Raw genomic sequence first — 17,647 nt, 5'->3', positions numbered from 1 at the left:
GAGAATGTCAACGGCGGACACATTCTCCCAGGGATCCCGTCCCCGGCCCAGCGGGTTCCGGTGGACCGCGTCAGGTGCGGCCGCGACAGGCGGCCGCACCGGGCCGCCGGGACGCCGCCGGGCGGGCCGCCCGTACGGCCGCGTCAGAGCCTGACCAGGCCGGGGCGGCCGGCGTGGGAGACGAAGCTGGCCGCGGTGCTCACGGTGCCGCCCGGCGAGGTGACATGCGACACCGTGCGGTAGTCCGCGCGCAGCCGGGTGCGGTCGAGGGTGACCACCACATAGCCGCGGCGGCCGTCGTAGAACTTCAGATGCGGGTTGGCGGCGAGCATCAGCTCCCAGTTGCCGGGGTGCTCGGCGCCGTCCCGGCCGCTGGAGACGGAGCTGGTGACGAGTTCCACACCGATCGTCCGGGAGCCGGGGTCGTCGTAGTCCTCCTTCAGGTCCAGCGCGTAGTGCACGTGGACGTCGCCGGTGAGGACGACGAGGTTGGCCACCTCCGCGGAGCGGGCGCCCGCCACGATCCGCTGCCGGGAGGCCGGGTAGCCGTCCCAGGCGTCCATGGAGACCGGGAAGGGCCCCTCGGTGCGGTTCCGGCGGCGGGCGAAGACGACCTGCTGCGGCACCACGTTCCACACGGCCCGGGACGTGGCCCAGCCGTCCAGCAGCCACCGCTCCTGGGCCTCGCCGGTCATGGAGCGGGCCCGGTCCTCGGATTCGGGGGTGGGGATCTGCCAGCCGTCGCCGTTGGCCTGGTTGTCCCGGTACTGGCGGGTGTCCAGCACGTCGAACTGCGCCAGCCGGCCGTAGTGCAGCCGGCGGTAGAGGGGGAGGTCCGGTCCCTGCGGGCGCTGGGGACGGCGCAGCGGCATGTTCTCGTAGTACGCGCGGTAGGCGGCGGCGCGGCGGACCAGGAAGTCCTCCGGGGGGACACCGTCCTCGGAGACGTCGTCCGCGTAGTTGTTCTCGGTCTCGTGGTCGTCCCAGGTGACGACCCAGGGGTGGGCGGCGTGCGCGGCCTTCAGGTCGGGGTCGCTCTTGTAGAGCGAGTAACGCAGCCGGTAGTCCTCCAGGGTGACCGTCTCGCGGTCGAAGTGGTCCGGGAGGACGGTGTCGGTGTAGCGGCGGTCGCCGCCCGCGGAGTCGACCGGGTACTCGTAGAGGTAGTCGCCGAGGTGGAAGACCAGGTCCAGGTCGTCCTCCCGGGCCAGGTGCCGGAGCGGGGTGAAGTAGCCCTGGTGGTACGCCTGGCAGGCCACCAGGGCGAAGCGCAGGCTGCCGGGGTCGGCGTCGGCGGCGGGGGCGGTCCGGGTGCGGCCGACCGGGCTGGTCCAGTCGCCCACGCGGAACCGGTAGTGGTAGCGGGTGCGGGCCCGGAGGCCGTCCACCTCGGCGTGTACGGCGTGGTGGAACTCCGGGTGCGCGGTCACCTCGCCGCGCGCGGCCGGCCTGCGGAAGTCCGGGTCGCGACTGATCTCCCAGGTGACGGTGACGGGCTCGGCAGGGAGGCCGCTGTCGGCCCGGAACGGCTCGGGGGCGAGCCGGGTCCACAGGACGACCGAGTCCGGCCGGGGGTCGCCGGAGGCCACGCCGAGCGTGAAGGGGTCCCGGCGGATTCTCAGGGGGTCGAGTGCGGGCACAGCGTGGGCGGTGTGGGGCAGGTTCGTCCCGAAGGCCAGTGCGAACGCGGCGCCGGTGACGGTCAGGAACCTGCGGCGGCTCAGGTGACGGGCCGCGGACCGCAGTTCGCGGTCTGCACTCGCTGTGTGCGTCATGGGGACGAGTGCACCGCCCCCGGGCGGCCTGGCGTCGGCGCGTACGCGACAGTCGCATGACGACCGGGTGGCCGGTGCCGCGCTGCCGGGCGTCCCGTACGCTGCGCCCATGGCGACCTCCCCCGACGCCCCCGGGCCCGGCGCTCCGGCGGCCCGTACCGCGCTGGTCACCGGCGCGGGCTCCGGCATCGGACGCGCGGTCTCGCTGGCCCTGGCGGAGGCCGGCTGGTCCCTGGCCCTGGCCGGGCGGCGGGCGGAAGCGCTCGAGGAGACCGCCGCGCGCACCGGCCGCCCCGCCGCACAGGTGGTCGTCGTTCCCACGGATGTCACTGATCCAGCATCAGTCGATGCTCTCTTCGCCGCGATTCGCGATTCGTACGGACGGCTGGATCTGCTCTTCAACAACGCGGGCGCCTTCGGCCCCGCGAAGCCCCTGGAGGAGCTCACGGCGGCGGAATGGCGGGCCGTGGTGGACGTGAACCTCACCGGAGCCTTCCTCTGCGCCCAGTCCGCCTTCCGGGTGATGAAGGATCAGCGTCCGCGCGGCGGACGCATCATCAACAACGGGTCGGTCTCCGCCCATGCGCCCCGCCCTCACTCGATCGCCTACACCGCGACCAAGCACGCCATGACGGGACTGACCAGGTCGCTGTCGCTGGACGGACGCGCGTACGGCATCGCCTGCGGCCAGATCGACGTCGGCAACGCCGCCACCGAGATGACGGAGCGGATGCGCACCGGCATCCTCCAGGCGAACGGCACCACGGCGGTGGAGCCGGTGATGGACGCGGCGGACGTGGCCCGCACCGTGGTGCAGATGGCCGCGCTGCCGCTGGAGGCGAACGTGCAGTTCGCCACCGTGATGGCGACGGCCATGCCGTACGTCGGCCGCGGGTGACGCCGCCCGGGTGAGGCCGTCCGCGCGACGGGCCCGGGCACGGCCGGCCGGGCGACGCGGTCCGCGCGACGGCGGAATACCGTGACAGGCGTGTGAGGTTTGCACGGTCATGACGACACAGACCGGGCAGCCCGCGATCCTCCGCTACACCGCCTTCTCCGGCTCCCCCGAGGGCGGCAATCCCGCCGGGGTCGTGCTGGACGCCGACGGCCTCTCCGACGCGGAGATGCTGCGGATCGCCGCGGAGGTGGGCTATTCGGAGACGGCCTTCCTCACCCCGCCCCCGGCGGAGCCGGTACCCGCCGTGCCGCCGGGCCGGGCCTTCACCATCCGCTACTTCAGCCCCCTGGCGGAGGTGGTGTTCTGCGGCCACGCGACCGTGGCGACGGCCGTCGCCCTGGGCGAGCGTCTGGGCCCGGGCGAGCTGCTCTTCCGCTCCCCGGCGGGCCCCATCCCGGTGACCGTCGCCGAGCGGGACGGCGTGCTGCGCGCGACCCTGACCAGCGTCGAGCCCCACTCCCGTCCGGTGGCCGCGGCGGACCTCGCGGAGGCGCTGGCCGCGCTGGGCTGGAGCGCCGGGGAGCTGGACCCCGCGATCCCGCCGCGCATCGCCTTCGCCGGCAACGACCATCTCGTCCTCGCCGCCGCGACCCGGGAGCGCCTGGCGGACCTGGACTACGACACCGGACGGCTGAAGGACCACATGCTCCGGCTCGGCCTCACCACGCTCCAGCTCGTGTGGCGCGAGCCCGCCGGGGAGCCGGAGGCGGGCTCCCCGCCCTCCCGCGCCGTCTTCCACGTGCGCGACCCGTTCCCCGTCGGCGGCGTGGTGGAGGACCCGGCGACCGGCGCGGCGGCGGCCGCCTTCGGCGGCTACGCCCGGGAACTCGGGCTGGTCGCCCCGGACGCTACGCTCACCCTGCACCAGGGCGAGGACATGGGCCGCCCGGGCGTGCTGACCGTCGCCCTCCGCTCCGGCGATCCGCGCGTGCACGTCAGCGGTACGGCGGCCCGCATCCGCTGAGCCGGGCCCGGCCCGGCTCCCGTACGGACGGAGGCACTGCGCATGAGCGAGCCCGGCCCGGGCGCACCCGGCTTCGGCAACTACCAGAACGAGATCTACCTGCACGGCCTGGAGGACCGGCTGCCGCCGTTCACCACGGACCTCACCGCGCTGGAGGAGGCCGCGCGGGGGCGCCTGGAGGAGGGGCCGTTCGGGTACGTCGCCGGGGCCGCCGGCTCCGGCGCGACCGCGCGCGCCAACCGGGAGGCGTTCGACCGGTGCCGTCTGGTGCCGCGGATGCTGACCGGCGCCACCGCGCGCGACCTGCGCACCACGGTGCTGGGCGAGGAGCTGCCGGCGCCGGTGCTGACGGCGCCCGTCGGGGTGCAGTCGATCGTCCATCCGGACGGCGAACTCGCCACCGCGCGGGCCGCGGCCGCGCTGGGCCTGCCGATGGTGCTCTCCACCGCCTCCTCTCACACGATCGAGCAGGTCGCGGAGGCGGGCGGCGCCGGACCGCGCTGGTTCCAGCTCTACTGGCCGGCCGACGACGAGGTGTGCGTGAGCATCCTGGAGCGGGCCCGGGCGGCCGGTTTCCGCACCCTGGTGGTCACCCTGGACACCTGGACGCTGGCCTGGCGGCCGCGGGACCTGGACCGCGCCTACCTCCCGTTCATCCGCGGCGTCGGGACGGCGATCCCGTTCTCCGACCCGGCGTTCCGCGCGGGGCTGGCGAAGCCCCCGGAGGAGGACCTGATCGCCGCGGTGCTGCGCTGGGTGCCGATGTTCACCGGCACGGACCGCACCTGGGACCGGCTGCCGTTCCTGCGCGAGCACTGGGACGGCCCGCTGGTGCTGAAGGGCGTGCTGCATCCGGACGACGCACGCCGGGCGGCCGCCGCGGGGGTGGACGGCGTGGTCGTCTCCAACCACGGCGGGCGCCAGGTGGACGGCGCGGTGGCGGCGCTGGACGCCCTGCCGGCCGTCGCGGAGGCCGCGGGCGGGGAGCTGGAGGTGCTCTTCGACTCCGGGGTCCGCACGGGTGCGGACGTGCTGAAGGCGCTGGCGCTGGGCGCGCGTGCGGTGCTGCTCGGGCGGCCGTACGTCTACGGGCTGGGACTCGGCGGCGAGGACGGGGTGCTGCACGTGCTGCGCAGCCTGCTGGCCGATCTGGAGCTGACGCTCGGGCTCTCCGGGCACCGCACCCTCGCGGATCTCGGCCCGGGGTCGCTGCACAGGCCCTGACCCCGGGCCGTACGGTGCCGGGCGCCGGCACCCGGCACCGTACGGCGGTGCGCCTTGCCCACCGCCGCACACCCTCTGGCGGGAGGGGCGGGGAACACGGCATCATGACCGTGCTCCAACCGCATCACTGCGACGGCACCGCCCGGTCCGTATCTCTGCGGAGTGTCCTCCCCGTCCCCACGGCGGGGCGCAGCGCACGGCACGGATTGTCATGCACTCGTCAAGAACGCGTGCACGACAAGGACACCCCCACGAAGGGAGCGCACCACCATGGCATGCGGATCCACCTATCTGTGGCGCGGAGAGACCACCTGGTTCTGCTGCGGCAGCGCCTGGGGCCCCTGCGGTTCCGCGGGCGGCGGCGCCTGCGGCAACTGCCGCTCGGCGTCGAACCACGGCGCCTGGCCGTACGCCTCCGGCGCCTGCTACGACATCACCCGGCCCGACCTCTGCGGCGAGGGCAACATCCCCCGCAGAGGCTGCGGCTCCGTGATGAACGTCCGTCACCAGTGCACCGGCGCCACCGTCTGCATCACCATCACCGACTGCGGGCCCCGCACCAAGAGCTTCTGCGGCGAGCAGACCTGCTGCGGCGGCCAGTGCCGGGTCAACCGCATCCTCGACCTGACCCCCGCCGCGTTCTCGGCCATCGGCAGCCTCAGCTCCGGCAAGCTGCCCGTCTGGATCTACGAGTGAGGAGGAGACCCGGCATGACCGCACCGCACACCCCCGACAACGGCCCCGGCGTCGGCCGCCGCCGCTTCCTCACCGGTGCCGCCCTCGGCGGCGCCACCATCGTCGGCGCCTCCGCGCTGGGCGGACTGGACCCGGACGCCGCGTTCGCCGCCCCCACGCCCCCGCTGGACCCGGCCGTCCAGGAGAGCTCCTTCGCCGAGGGCCGGGTCGCCGGCCGCAACGGCTCGATGCTGGAGGTCGCCGGCTCGCACGGCGAGCACCACCGCATCCAGCTCACCAACGCCACCAGCATCTGGAAGGTCCGCCCCACCACCGCCGACGCCGTCAAGCCCGGCGACGGACTCTACGCCCGCGGCGTGCGGATGCCCGACGGCAGCATCGCCGCCGACGCCGTCTGGGTGAACATCGTCAACCTCACCTGCACCCTGCGCGGCATCGGCCGCGACCGGCTGCACCTGTCGCACGGCGGGCACGAGATCACCGGCCGGGTCGTCCGGGACACCACCGCGGCGTCCTACGCGGGCGGGGCGCTCACCTCCGACCTGTCCCGGCTGCGCATCGGCCAGGAGGCGCAGATCCTGGGCGCCTGGCGGCCGAGCGACGACTCGGTCGACGTCGTCCGCGTCACCGTCGGGCACTGAGCGGGAGGCGGGCACCGGATGATGTCGACGGCACTGGCCACCGCGCTCGCCCCGCTCGCCCTCGGGGCGCTGCTGGCCTGGAGCGGCGCGGTGAAGCTCACCGCCCGCTCCCCCGAACGGCAGGCCGCGGGCACCGCTCTGGAGCGCGCCTTCGGCGGGCTCCCCGGGGCCGTACGGGCGCTGCGCGCGGTCGGCGCGGCGGAACTGCTGGTCGCCGCCGGGCTGCTGGCCGCACCCGGACGGGCGGTCACCGGCGGGGCGGCGGTCGCGCTCGGCGCGGGCTTCACGGGCTACCTGGTGTGGGCCAAGCGGACCGCCCCCGAGTCGTCCTGCGGCTGCACCGCGCGGGACGACGCTCCCATCGGCCCGCGCGCGTTCCTGCGGGCCGGCACGGTGGTGGTGGGGGGCGGCGCGGCCGCGACCGGTGAACCGTGGTGGTCGGCCGCCGCCGCGCGCCCCGCGGCGGCCCTGGCGCTGCTCGCGCTCTACGCCGCCGTACTGGCGCTGCTCTCCACCGACCCGGACCGCTATCTGCTGCCGCTGCGCCGGCTGCGGCTGCGGGCCCTCGGCCACCCGCTGGCCGGGGCGCCGGGGCAGGTGCCGCCGGAGGCGTCGGTCGAGCTGCTGGAACGGTCCCTCGCCTGGGAGGCGGCCTCCGGCCTGGTGCGCTCCGGACTGCGGGAGCACTGGGACGAGGACGGCTGGCGGGTGCTGCGCTACTCGGGCGTACGGGCGGTGGCGGGCGCACAGCGCCCGGTCTCCGTGCTCTTCGCCCTGGACGCGCGGGCGACGGTGGACAACACCGCGACCCCCGCGGTGCGGGTCACCGTCGTGGACGACGCCACGGAGCAGGTCGTGCCGGACGCGCTGCCCGCCCTCCCGGAGCACCGGCCGCTCCCGCTGGTCACCTGACGGGGCCCCGGGCCACCGGCGTTCCGGGCCCCGGGGCCGCCCCGGAGAACCCCGGAACCCTGTGGGCCGGACGCCGGGCGGAGCCCTCACCCCACCGAGACGCGTTCCGCCAGCCGGGGGTAGTGCACCACGAAGCCCTCCCGGTCGAGGGTGAGGTCGCTGCGGAAGTCCCCGGAGGCGAACCGCACCACCGCGCCTCCCGGCGCGCGGGACACGTGGGTGTACCGCTGCCGGGAGGCGCGTACCACCAGCTCCGGGACGGCGATCCAGGCCGTCACGACGTCGTGCTCCCCCGGGGCCCGGTGCAGCCGGTGGCGGAGCACCGGCATGGCGTTGGTGAGCGGCGAGCGGCCCAGGTCGCAGTCGAGCGCCTCCGCCAGGCCGGCCAGCGGCTCGCCGTCCGCCGTCCAGCCGCCGTCCGCCCCGCGCTCCAGCTCCAGGTTCCGCACCGAGCTCTCCGCCTCCACGGAGACCCGAATCCGCCGGGTCGCCCAGTGCTCACCGGTCTCCAGCTCGTACGTCAGCCAGTACGGCGCCGGGGACAGCCCGAACGCCCGGCCGTGCGCGCGGAACGAGGACGGACCGGAGGGCTCGGCCCAGGCCGTCTCGTAGCCGGTCCGGTCGGTGGTCCGCCAGGTCAGCACACGCCGCCGAGCGTTCATGGCTCTCCTCGGAAGGCCGGTTCTCCGGGCAGGATACGGCGCCGCTCCCCGGCCGGCACCGGGTCAGTACACCGTCGCCCCGTACCGCTCCAGGGCCTCGGTCACCGGCTGGAAGAAGGTGATGCCTCCGGAGGTGCAGTCGCCGCTGCCGCCGGAGGTGAGCCCGAACGCGGTGGAACCGGCGTACAGCGGGCCGCCGCTGTCGCCCGGCTCGGCGCAGACGTCGGTGCGGATCAGGCCGTGCACGACCTTGCCGCTCCCGTAGTTGACGGTCGCGTCGAGAGCGGTCACCTTGCCCCCGTGGGTGCCCGTGGTGCTGCCGGTGCGCTGCACGCGCTGCCCGACCGAGGGGTCGTCCGCCCGGGTGATGTCCTGACCGGCGACCACACCCGGACGGTCCACCGCGCCGTCGTAGCGGACGAGGCCGAAGTCGTCGCCGGGGAAGCTGGAGTCCACGGTGCTCCCGAGGCGGTTCCCGGAGCCGTCCGACCACCGCGCGTTGTCCTTGGTGCAGTGCCCGGCGGTCAGGAAGTACTCGCTGCCGCCGCGGCGTACGTTGAACCCGAGCGAGCAGCGTGCGCCGCCGTCCGCGTGGACGGCGTCCCCGCCCTCGATGTACGGGGTGAAGCGCCCGGGGGTCCGCTGGATCTCCAGCGCTCCGGACAGCGAGCCCGCGGACCGCCGGATGGATGCGATGCCGTCCTCGCGGACGCTGCTGTCGGCGGTGACGACGACGCTGTGGGTCTCCGCGTCGACGTGCCAGGCGGTGCCCGCGACGTCCGCCCGCAGCACGGCGTCGCTCACCTGGGAGAGTTCGGCCGGGTTGAACGGGCCGGGGTTGTCGGCACGGGCGGTCGCGGGCAGGGCGAGGGCCGCGGCCGCCGCCATGACGACGGCCCCCGCGAGCGCCGTGGCACGTCCGGACACGCCACGACGGGCGGTGCTGCGCATGTTGCTCACTGCTTCCTCCAACACGGTCGGTGGCCCTCGACGGGGCCCGCACTCCGACCCTCGCCCGGACCGCTGCCGGAGGGAGACTTCAGTTGGTGCGGACGGGTTACGCCCCGCGTCCACGCCTGCACCAGGGGCGACGGCCGCACCGGGCCGCTCCCGGCCGTGGCCGGCGACCGGCCGTCCCCGGAGACCGTGCCACCACCGGCCTCACGGGCCTTTGTATCCGGTTTGTATGCCCGCCTCCTTGAATCGCCGGGTCACCGACGACAAGGAGAGGGATCATGCCCCGACGTTTCCGTCGGCTTGCGGCCGTCGCGGCGGCGACCGCCGCCCTCACATGCGCAGCCCCGGCCGCTGTCGCGGCACCGCAGGCAGGCTCGTCAGCAACAACGGTGCTGAGCGACCGGCCCGTCTTCAAGATGCCGTTCCTCTGCGGGCAGCGCTGGCTCGGCAGCAACTGGCGGGGCCACTCGCCGCCGCACTCGATCGACTGGAACCACTACAACGCCAGTGGCAGCCCGGACGACTACGGCCGACGGGTGTTCGCCAGCGCCGGCGGCACGGTGCTGCGCTCGTACTACTCCCAGTCGACCGGCTACGGCAACACCGTCGTGATCGGGCACGGCAACGGCTGGCGGACGCGGTACGCGCACCTGAAGACCCGCGCCGGCCTGGAGCGTGGCGACAAGGTCCGGCGCGGCCAGAAGATCGGACGGGTCGGCAAGTCGTCCGCGCTCTACAACCTCTCCCCGCACCTGCACTACGAACAGATACACAACGGGGAGGTCGTCGTCGCCCGCGTCCAGGGCGTCCGGTGGTACGACTACCTGAAGCGCTACCAGACCAGCAAGAACAGATGCGGCTGAGCGAGGACGCCGGAGACACCGTTTCCCGGGCGTTCCTGCGCGTCCGCTGACGCCGGCCGGCAGCCGGGCGCAGGTCGCGCGCACGCCGGGCGGGTACGGAGGCCCCTCGTCCGTACCCGCCCGGCCGGGCCGCGGCTCACCGCAGCGACCGCAGCTTGGCGTCCACCAGCGCGGCCTGGTCGCGCACGTCGAGCCGGCGCCACGTCGACAGCGAACGGTGGAAGTAGCGCCGCGCGGTCCGGTCCCGGCCGGTCTCGTGGTGCAGCTCGCCCAGCAGGCAGGCGACGCGTGCCTCCGCGCGCCGGTCACCGAGTTGCTGCTGCACGGCGAGGGCGCCGACCAGCAGTGCCGACGCCTGCCCCGCGTCGCCCTGGCGCAGGCACAGCTCCCCGATGCTCTGCTGCACGTAGGCCGCGCAGTGGGTGTCGGCCAGGTCGTCGAGGATGCCGAGCGCGCCGTCCAGCTCCGCCCGCGCGGCGCGCGGCGCGCCGCGCAGCTCGTGCAGCACGGCGATCCGGCGGCGTACCTGCGCCTCCCGGTGGCGGTCGCCGACCTCGCGGGACAGCTCCAGGGCGCCGTCCAGCCACGGTGCCGCGGCCTCCGGGTCCCGCCGCTCCAGCCACACCGACGCGATGGCGTTGTGCGCCACCGCCTCACCGTGCCGGTCGCCGGACTCGGCGAAGCGGTGCAGCGCGTCGGTGAACGCCTTCAGCGCGACGTCGAGGGCGCCCACGACCCGGTGCACCGATCCGGCTCCCACCGCGGCCACCGCCTCGCCGTACGCGTGCCCGAGCTCGGCGAAGAGGGCCCGGGAGGTGTCGAACGCCAGTAGCGCGTCGCCGTACCGGTCCTGGTAGAGGTGGAGCTGGCCGAGGTTGCGGAGCAGCGCCGCGGCCCGGGTGCCGGTCAGGGCCGGCATCGCGTCGAGCACCCGCTGATGCGTCCGCAGCCAGTCGCCGTAGTAGCCGCGCATGTCGAAGAAGCTCGCCAGTTCGATCGCGAGATCGGCGGCCCGGGAGACGCTGCCGAGCCGTAGCGCGGACTCCACCGCCGCGACGAGGATCCGGCGTTCCGTCTCGAACCACTCGACGGGCTGGTCGCGTACCGTGCGCGTGAGTTCGGCAGCCGGCCCGGCGGGCTGCACCGGCTCGCCGAGCACACCGAGGAAGCGCGTCGGCATCGCCGCGTTCGCGGTGCGGGCGAGCGCGGTCAGGGCGTCGACGACCTGGAGCCGGCGGCGGAGGCGCACGCCGGCCGGTTCCGTCTCGGCCAGTTCCCGGGCGTAGCAGCGGAGCAGGTCGTGCATGCGGTAGCGCGGCAGCCCGAGGCGGTCGGTACCGACCACCTCGACGAGGTGTTCGTCGAGCAGCGTCTCCAGCTCTCCGGGAACCTCCGCGGCCTGGCCCGTCGCCACCGCGACGAGCCAGCCCGGCACCGCCTCACCGGCCAGCCGGCCGAAGGCACGGAAGGCGGTCGCCGCCGGCTCCGGCAGGTGCCGGTAGCTCAGCTCCGCGCTCGCCCGTACCTCCATCTCGCCGGTCTGGAGCTGATCCAGCCGCCCGCGTTCGTCGTGCAGGAAGTCGGCCAGGAGGCCGGGGGTCCACCCGGGCCGGTTCGCCAGCCGGGCGCCGGCGATCCGTACGGCCAGCGGCAGCAGGCCGCAGCCGGAGAGCACCCGGTCGGCGTCGGTTCCCGCCTCCTGCAACCGGTCGGGTCCGGCGATCGTGCCCAGGAGTTCCCGCGCCTCGTCCCGCTTCATCATGCCGAGGGGGACGTGGCGGGCCGGCAGCCCCGGCATCCGGCGGCGGGAACTGACGAGCACCGCCGAGCCGCCGGTGCCGGGCAGCAGCGGACGCACCTGGGCGCCGCCGGCGGCGTCGTCGAGGACGAGGAGGAACCGCCGCTGCGCCAGGCGCGAGCGGAACAGCGCGGCCCGCTCGCTCAGCTCACCGGGGATGCCGCTGTCGATGACGCCGAGGCCGCGCAGGATCTCGGCCAGCACGTCGGCCGGCTGGCGCGGCTGGTCGCTCATCCCGCCCAGGTCGAGGAAGAGCTGCCCGTCGGGGAAGGCGTCGCGTACCCGGTGCGCCACATGGACAGCCAGCGTGGACTTCCCCGATCCGGGTGGCCCGGACACGACGGCGACGACCGGCTGCCGGCCGGCCGCCGACAACGCCCCTTCCAGTGCCTCGATCTCCTCGGCGCGACCGGTGAAGTCCGGCACGTCCATCGGAAGCTGACAGACCGGCTCGGGCGTCCTGGCGGTGCGGCGCGGGCCGGCGTACCCGTGGATCTCGGCGCCGAGAGCGCGCAGCGGCACGCCCGGCTCGATGCCGAGTTCGGCGGCCAGGATCCGCTCGGCCTCGGCGTACGCCGCCCGGGCCTCGGTGGAGCGGCCGGAACCGTGCAGCGCGCGCACGAGCATCTGCCACAGGTCTTCCCGCAACGGGTCCTCGAACAGCCGCAGTCGCAGCTCCGCGACCAGCGGGGCGTAGTCTCCCAGGCGCAGCCGCACGTCGAGGCATTCGTCCACGGCGACCGCCCGCAGCTCCTCGATCCGGGTGATCGCCGGGTCCCACACCACGCTGGACGGCACGTCCTGCAACACGCTGCCCCGCCAGAGGCCCAAGGCCGCTTCGTACCGGCGCAGAGCGGTGGCGGCGTCTCCGTGGTCGCGCTCGGCGCGGGCCCGCTCCAGCCGCTGTTCGAAGAGGAGCAGGTCCACCTCGCCGGGTGGGACGTCGAGTGCGTAGCCCGACGGCTGGGTGCGTAACCCGCCGGTGGTGACCCCTGCCGCGGACAGGGCCCGCCGCAGTGTCCGCACATACGTGCGGACGTTGGCGACGGCGGAACGGGGGGCGCCTCCCGGCCACAGGACCTCCGTCAGCAGGTCCAGCGAGACGAAGCCGCCGGGCTGCAACAACAGCGTGGCGAGCACCGCTCTCGGCTTGGGGCCGCCGATGTGCACCGGAGCACCGGCCACCCGCACCTGGAGTCGCCCCAGCACCCCGAACGTCGGCTCCCCCATGCACGCGCCTCCGTGAGAGTCCGTGGCTGCGGGCACAGCGTACTGGTGTACGAACACGTCAGACAGGGGTCTGCACGCGGTCCGCGCCGTCCACCGGCAGGCGCCTCCGCCCGGGCCGGCCCGGCGGCGCGCCCGTGGCAACCCGCCGCGTGCGGGCGGAGCGGGTCCGTGCCCCGCGGCGGGTCTGGGATGCCGCCGTGCGGGCGGCACCCCAGCTCTCCCCCGGAAGGCCGGGCCACCGCACCGGGAGATGAAGGGTGCGGGCCCGGCTCCGTGTCGGTCGGCCCCGGAGGGCCGGTTGCCTCCGACTACCAGGAGTGTCACGGCCGAAGCTGATCGTTTACTAGGAGCCGCACTAACCGGTAATACACTTGCCGGTAGTTCGCTGCACCGCCCGGTGCACCCTCGTGGACCGGGGCCGTGGGCAGGGGCCCTGAGGAGGGGGAGGCATTGCTCAGCAGAGCGGACCGGAAGCGGGCGCTGCGGGAGTTCCTGCGCGCCCGTCGCGCGGCCATCCTGCCGGAGGAGCGCGGCCTGGAGCAGCGGCACGGCCGGGGCCGCCGCGCCCCCGGCCTGACACAGGCTCACATGGACCAGTTGCTCGGCTGCCCCCTGACCGGCACCTACGCCCGGCTGGAGACCGGACGGACGGACCGCCCCGAGGCGTGGCTGCTGCGCGGCGTGGCCGAGGTGCTGCGCTGCAACGAGGGCGAGTGGCGGACCCTGTGGGCGCTCGCCCTCGGCGACGAACCGCCGCACGCCCTCGACCACCGGGTGCCCACCGCCCTGCTCGCCTCCTGGCAGCGCGTGCTGGACGACGTGGACTGCATGGCCTACATCACCGACGGCTCCTGGAACCTGCTGGCCCACAACCAGGCGTTCGCCGAGATGTTCGAGTCCGGGGTGCCGCCGGCGAACACCATGCGGTACATGGTCCTCACCGAGGAGGCCCGCCGGACGCTGGCGGACTGGGAGCGCTGCTGGGCGCCCCCGGTGCTGGCGCAGCTCCGCGCGGCCGCCGCCGCACACCCGCGCGACCCCACCCTGGAGCGCCTGGTGGCGGAGGTCCGGGCGGACCCGGCGGCCGGGCCCGTCTTCACCGGGGACACCCGGGCCATGGTCAACCCCGACGGCAACACCCGGCCGTTCCGCCATCCCCGCCTCGGCCCGGGACGGGCCGAGCTGAACGCCGCCCTGCTGGGCGGCTCCCCCGAGGCCCGGCTCATCTTCGTCCGCTTCGTACCCGGCGACTGAGGCGCCCGCGGCGCCCGCAGCCCGGGGGCACACCCGGCGCCGTCCGGGCCTCCGGTCGCCCGGCGACCCGTCGAACCGGTGTGGCACCCGTCACACGCGGGTTGTGCACCGCGCCCGGGCCGGAATGATTGTCTCCCATGGAAAGATCACCGACGAGACTGGTCAGACTGACCGACGGCGTGCACCTGTGGGCCCCGGACGGCCGCGGCACCTGGGGGTGGGCCAACTGCGTCCTGATCTCCTCGGACCGGGAGGCGCTGCTGCTGGACACCCCGTACAACGCCCCGCTGACCCGCCGGCTCCGGGAGGCGGCCGCCGAGGTGCTCCCCCCGGGCGCGCGGATCGGCACCGTCGTCAACACCCACGCCAACGGCGACCACTCCTTCGGCAACGCCCTCTTCCCCGAGGCCGAGGTGGTCAGCACGGAGGCCAACCTCGCGGGCGCCGAGGAGGAGCCCGGACCGGAGGAGATGCACCATCTGGTGCACGGCACCGACCCCGGCTCCGCGCTCGGCTGGTACGCCCGCCGGCACTTCCCGCACGACTACTCCGGGCTCACCAAGCGCCTGCCCGACCGCACCTTCTCCGGCCGTCTCTCGCTGGACGTCGGCGGGCTGACGGTCGATCTGTACGACGTGGGGCCCGCGCACACCCACGGCGACCTGATCGCGCACCTCCCGGAGCGCGGGGTGGTGTGCGCCGGCGACGTGCTCTTCGTCGGGGACCACCCGGTGCACTGGGCCGGCCCCATGGACCGCATCCTGGCCGCCTGCGACCGCATCGCCGCCCTCTCCCCCGAGTTCGTGGTCCCCGGCCACGGTCCCGTGATCGGCCTGGACGACCTCGCCACCCACCAGGACTACCTCCGCGACGTCCGCGACCGCATCCACGCGCTGCACGCCCGCGGACTCGACGCGGCCGCCGCGGCCGACGCATTGCACCGCACCCACGGCTATCCGGAACTCGGCCTGTCGGAGCGGCTGGTCATCCTCACCGCGATGGAGTACCGGCACCTCAACGGTGCGACGGCCGCCCCGAACGCGGTGGAACTGGTGACCGCGGCCGCCCGTACGGCCCTGGAGAGCCACCGGCGCTCCGGCATCCCGCCGGCCCGGGCCTCCTGGACCGCCGAGGAGGTCCCCACCCCGCACTCCTGACCCCGCGCCCTGACCCTGAGCCGCCCTGCCCCCGGAGGCGTCGTGACCGTCCACCTCACCCGGCCGGAACTCTCCTTCCCCCCGCACGAGATCACCACCGAGGAGATCGTCGCCGACATCGAGGCCCGGCACGCCGGACATCCGCGGCTGGCAGCCGTCCGCCGCGCGCTGAGCCATGTGGGTGTCGAACGGCGCCGCATGATGCGGCCGCTGGACGCGGCCACCGTCTCCGGCACGGCCGGGATCACCGAGCGCAACCGCGCCGCGTTCGCCGACGCCACGGAGCACGCCGCCACGGCCGCCACCGGACTGCTGCGACGCACCGGCCTGGCCCCGGCGGACGTGGACGCGGTCGTCACCAGCCACACCACCTCCTGGTCCAGCCCGAACCTGGACGTCGCGCTGGCCAACCGGCTCGGGCTGCGCCCCGACGTACGCCGCCTCCCGCTGAGCAGCCTCGGCTGCGCCGGCGGGGCGCACGCCCTGGCCAAGGCAGCCGACCACCTCGCCGCCCGCCCCGGGGACCGGGTGCTCGTGGTGGTGGCCGAGACCCTCAGCACGGTCTACAGTCACCACGACACCTCCCTGGAGAGCATGATCTACAAGGCGCTCTTCGGGGACAGCGCCGCGGCCGTGCTCGTCACCGCCGCCCCGCTGGAGCCGGCGGGCTTCGCCGCCGGCGACACCTGGGAGTTCCTCCTCCCGGACAGCGCCGACCGCTACCGCGGGCGGCTGGACGACGCCGGGCTGCACTTCGACTCCACCCGCCGCGCGCTGGCCGGCGTGGACGACGTCCTGCCCCACCTGCACACCTGGCTCGACCGCACCGGGCACAAACCGCACTGGGCGGTGATCCACCCCGGCGGCCCGCGCATCCTGGACGACACCGCCGCCGGCCTGGACCTCACCGGCGGGGACCTGCGCCACTCCTGGGACAGCCTCCGGGAACGCGGGAACCTCGGCGGTGCCGCCGTGCTGGACGTCCTCGCCCGCACCCACAGCGACCCGCCCACTCCCGGCACCCCCGGCCTCCTCCTCGGCCTCGGCCCCGGCTTCGCCGCCACCGCCCTCTCCGGCACCTGGCGCGACGACCGCCCGCACCAGCCGTAGGGAAGCCGCGGCGGACGCGGGCCCGGGGTGCACCGGGCCCGCGCGCCGGGCCCGCGCGCCGGGGCTCAGCCGCCGGGCTCAGGCGTCCGCGACGAACTCCAGGAAACGCGTCCACTCCTCGCGCCCGACCGCGAAGTGGGGCCGCGCCACGTCCTTGGAGTCGCGGACGCAGACGCCCTGCCCGGTGACGGCGACCTCGATGCAGTCGTCGCCCTGGCTACCGCTGTAGCTGGACTTGAACCAGACGAAGTCCGTGCTCATAGCTCTCCTCGCAGTCGCTCCAGCAGGCTCCGGGAATCGGTGGGGGTCAGGGCCTGCGAGCGCAGTGTGACATAGCGCTGGTACAGCAAGCTGGCCTCTTTCGCGTCAGTGATCAGACGCCCGTTCTGCTGCCCCTCCGCGTACCCGAACCGCCGCCCGTCGGCCGTCTCCAGCAGCCGCACGGGCCCGTCCAGGCAGGCGTGCAGACCGGCCTCCAGCGGCACGATCTGCAGCGTCACGTGCCGTGGCGCGGTGAGTTCCAGCACCCGGTCGAGCATCCCCCGCAACTGCGCCGGGCCGCCGAACCGGCGCCGGAAGACGTGCTCCTCGACGATGAAGCTGAACGGCACGGTCGGCCGCTCCCAGAGCGTCCGCTGCCGCTCCATGCGGGCCGCGACCAGCGCCTCCAGCCGCTCGTCCGGGACCACCGGGATGGTGCCCTCGAACACCGCCCGCGCGTACGCCTCCGACTGCAACAGCCCCGGCACCAGCCGGCACTCGTACGTGCACAGGCCGGCCGCCACCTTCTCCAGCCGCGCCCACTGCCGGAACCACGCCGCCAGCCCCGCGTCGCCGCGGGAGAGGAAGCGGGCGGAGCGGCGCAGCGCGCCGACGTTCCCCAGCACCTCCTCCGCCCGTTCCACGAAGGACTCGTCGGGCATGCGCCGCCCCAGCTCCACGGAGGCCACGGTGTGCTTGGAGAACCGGACCCGTTCGCCGAACTCCGCGCGGCTGAAGCCGGCGTGTTCCCGCATCGCCTGGAGGACGGCCCCGAAGGTCCGGAGGCTGTCCGAGGGATCGGGCTCCCGTTCCGGGAGGTCGTCCACCCGGTCCGTCTCGCCGTCCGTCAGGGCGAGGCTGCTGTCCGTGCCGTCGGCCATCCGCGGCCACCTCCGGTGCGTGCGTACCGTGCCGTGCCGGCGCTGCTCTCCCGCGACCGGCGCACTCAGCGTGACGGAACACACACGCACCGTCCACCGGCAGGCCACGTACGCTGCCGCACCGTACGCGGCGCGCTCCCCGGAATCGCGCCGCGCGCCCGCCACTTCGGAGCGACCAGCGACCGGCACACCCGGCGCTTCCTTGATCTCGCCGTGACACCACCGAGATGTGACGGTGACGATCCCTGCCGTCTCACCGCCGTACCTGCACCGTTCATCCACCTCGCACGAAAGGTCCATGTGG

Annotated in this window: 16 protein-coding genes; 10 read left to right on the top strand and 6 right to left on the bottom strand. The window is 74.8% G+C overall.

Annotated elements, in window-relative coordinates; all coding sequences use genetic code 11:
• Positions 1-143 precede the first annotated feature (143 nt).
• Positions 144-1,775: an alkaline phosphatase gene (locus HOY81_RS01905; protein ID WP_237317323.1), complete on the bottom strand. Its 1,632-nt coding sequence runs from the start codon at positions 1,773-1,775 to the stop codon at positions 144-146.
• A gap of 109 nt (positions 1,776-1,884) precedes the next feature.
• Here HOY81_RS01905 and HOY81_RS01900 point away from each other — a divergent pair, with 109 nt between their 5' ends.
• From HOY81_RS01900 to HOY81_RS01875, 6 genes are all read left to right on the top strand, one after another.
• A complete protein-coding gene (locus HOY81_RS01900) occupies positions 1,885-2,673 on the top strand; it encodes an SDR family oxidoreductase (protein WP_237317321.1) in 789 nt (262 codons plus the stop codon).
• A 109-nt stretch (positions 2,674-2,782) separates the two neighbouring features.
• The gene (locus HOY81_RS01895; protein WP_237317319.1) at positions 2,783-3,697 is read left to right on the top strand and encodes a PhzF family phenazine biosynthesis protein; all 915 of its coding nucleotides are present in this window, start codon (positions 2,783-2,785) and stop codon (positions 3,695-3,697) included.
• A gap of 42 nt (positions 3,698-3,739) precedes the next feature.
• A complete protein-coding gene (locus HOY81_RS01890) occupies positions 3,740-4,921 on the top strand; it encodes an alpha-hydroxy-acid oxidizing protein (RefSeq protein WP_237317317.1) in 1,182 nt (393 codons plus the stop codon).
• 270 nt (positions 4,922-5,191) lie between these two features.
• Entirely contained in the window at positions 5,192-5,617 is a 426-nt protein-coding gene (locus HOY81_RS01885; protein ID WP_237317315.1) for a septal ring lytic transglycosylase RlpA family protein, read from the top strand.
• 14 nt (positions 5,618-5,631) lie between these two features.
• Entirely contained in the window at positions 5,632-6,258 is a 627-nt protein-coding gene (locus HOY81_RS01880) for a cell wall protein (RefSeq protein ID WP_237317313.1), read from the top strand.
• Positions 6,259-6,276: 18 nt separating this feature from the next.
• On the top strand, positions 6,277-7,170 hold the full coding sequence (locus HOY81_RS01875) for a MauE/DoxX family redox-associated membrane protein (RefSeq protein WP_237317310.1): 894 nt from the start codon (positions 6,277-6,279) through the stop codon (positions 7,168-7,170).
• 86 nt (positions 7,171-7,256) lie between these two features.
• Here the strand turns inward: HOY81_RS01875 and HOY81_RS01870 are convergent, their stop codons facing one another.
• Both HOY81_RS01870 and HOY81_RS01865 read right to left on the bottom strand, forming a co-directional pair.
• A complete protein-coding gene (locus tag HOY81_RS01870; protein WP_237317308.1) occupies positions 7,257-7,832 on the bottom strand; it encodes a putative glycolipid-binding domain-containing protein in 576 nt (191 codons plus the stop codon).
• 63 nt (positions 7,833-7,895) lie between these two features.
• The gene (locus tag HOY81_RS01865; protein ID WP_237317306.1) at positions 7,896-8,792 is read right to left on the bottom strand and encodes a S1 family peptidase; all 897 of its coding nucleotides are present in this window, start codon (positions 8,790-8,792) and stop codon (positions 7,896-7,898) included.
• A 275-nt stretch (positions 8,793-9,067) separates the two neighbouring features.
• Here HOY81_RS01865 and HOY81_RS01860 point away from each other — a divergent pair, with 275 nt between their 5' ends.
• Entirely contained in the window at positions 9,068-9,652 is a 585-nt protein-coding gene (locus HOY81_RS01860) for a M23 family metallopeptidase (protein WP_237317304.1), read from the top strand.
• A gap of 136 nt (positions 9,653-9,788) precedes the next feature.
• Here the strand turns inward: HOY81_RS01860 and HOY81_RS01855 are convergent, their stop codons facing one another.
• Positions 9,789-12,680, bottom strand: a complete 2,892-nt coding sequence (locus HOY81_RS01855) for a BTAD domain-containing putative transcriptional regulator (RefSeq protein WP_237317302.1) — start codon at positions 12,678-12,680, stop codon at positions 9,789-9,791.
• A gap of 450 nt (positions 12,681-13,130) precedes the next feature.
• On the opposite strand from HOY81_RS01855, the gene HOY81_RS01850 reads away from it, so the two are divergent.
• From HOY81_RS01850 to HOY81_RS01840, 3 genes are all read left to right on the top strand, one after another.
• Positions 13,131-13,934, top strand: coding sequence for an XRE family transcriptional regulator (locus HOY81_RS01850; RefSeq protein WP_237317300.1), 804 nt, complete (start codon positions 13,131-13,133; stop codon positions 13,932-13,934).
• 137 nt (positions 13,935-14,071) lie between these two features.
• Positions 14,072-15,091 carry an MBL fold metallo-hydrolase gene (locus tag HOY81_RS01845; RefSeq protein WP_237317298.1) on the top strand — a complete coding sequence of 340 codons (1,020 nt, stop codon included), beginning with the start codon at positions 14,072-14,074 and terminating at the stop codon, positions 15,089-15,091.
• Between the two features lie 42 nt (positions 15,092-15,133).
• Positions 15,134-16,201: a PhlD gene (locus HOY81_RS01840; RefSeq protein WP_237317296.1), complete on the top strand. Its 1,068-nt coding sequence runs from the start codon at positions 15,134-15,136 to the stop codon at positions 16,199-16,201.
• 78 nt (positions 16,202-16,279) lie between these two features.
• Here HOY81_RS01840 and HOY81_RS01835 read toward each other — a convergent pair whose 3' ends face one another.
• Both HOY81_RS01835 and HOY81_RS01830 read right to left on the bottom strand, forming a co-directional pair.
• Positions 16,280-16,462, bottom strand: coding sequence for a DUF397 domain-containing protein (locus tag HOY81_RS01835; protein ID WP_237317294.1), 183 nt, complete (start codon positions 16,460-16,462; stop codon positions 16,280-16,282).
• A complete protein-coding gene (locus HOY81_RS01830; protein WP_237317292.1) occupies positions 16,459-17,343 on the bottom strand; it encodes a helix-turn-helix transcriptional regulator in 885 nt (294 codons plus the stop codon). Before HOY81_RS01830 ends, HOY81_RS01835 begins: the two co-directional genes overlap by 4 nt.
• Positions 17,344-17,647: the final 304 nt, after the last annotated feature.

This window comes from Streptomyces sp. JJ36 (genome assembly GCF_021696945.1).
Classification (GTDB): domain Bacteria; phylum Actinomycetota; class Actinomycetes; order Streptomycetales; family Streptomycetaceae; genus Streptomyces.
Note: the sequence above shows the minus strand (reverse complement) of the source record. Positions and strands in the feature narration are given on the sequence as shown.

Bases quoted from the DNA above. Each gene is read 5' to 3' on its own strand.
- HOY81_RS01905 (WP_237317323.1), bottom strand. From the start codon at position 1,775: ATGACGCACACAGCGAGTGCAGACCGCGAACTGCGGTCCGCGGCCCGT.
- HOY81_RS01900 (WP_237317321.1), top strand. From the start codon at position 1,885: ATGGCGACCTCCCCCGACGCCCCCGGGCCCGGCGCTCCGGCGGCCCGT.
- HOY81_RS01895 (WP_237317319.1), top strand. From the start codon at position 2,783: ATGACGACACAGACCGGGCAGCCCGCGATCCTCCGCTACACCGCCTTC.
- HOY81_RS01890 (WP_237317317.1), top strand. From the start codon at position 3,740: ATGAGCGAGCCCGGCCCGGGCGCACCCGGCTTCGGCAACTACCAGAAC.
- HOY81_RS01885 (WP_237317315.1), top strand. From the start codon at position 5,192: ATGGCATGCGGATCCACCTATCTGTGGCGCGGAGAGACCACCTGGTTC.
- HOY81_RS01880 (WP_237317313.1), top strand. From the start codon at position 5,632: ATGACCGCACCGCACACCCCCGACAACGGCCCCGGCGTCGGCCGCCGC.
- HOY81_RS01875 (WP_237317310.1), top strand. From the start codon at position 6,277: ATGATGTCGACGGCACTGGCCACCGCGCTCGCCCCGCTCGCCCTCGGG.
- HOY81_RS01870 (WP_237317308.1), bottom strand. From the start codon at position 7,832: ATGAACGCTCGGCGGCGTGTGCTGACCTGGCGGACCACCGACCGGACC.
- HOY81_RS01860 (WP_237317304.1), top strand. From the start codon at position 9,068: ATGCCCCGACGTTTCCGTCGGCTTGCGGCCGTCGCGGCGGCGACCGCC.
- HOY81_RS01855 (WP_237317302.1), bottom strand. From the start codon at position 12,680: ATGGGGGAGCCGACGTTCGGGGTGCTGGGGCGACTCCAGGTGCGGGTG.
- HOY81_RS01845 (WP_237317298.1), top strand. From the start codon at position 14,072: ATGGAAAGATCACCGACGAGACTGGTCAGACTGACCGACGGCGTGCAC.
- HOY81_RS01835 (WP_237317294.1), bottom strand. From the start codon at position 16,462: ATGAGCACGGACTTCGTCTGGTTCAAGTCCAGCTACAGCGGTAGCCAG.
- HOY81_RS01830 (WP_237317292.1), bottom strand. From the start codon at position 17,343: ATGGCCGACGGCACGGACAGCAGCCTCGCCCTGACGGACGGCGAGACG.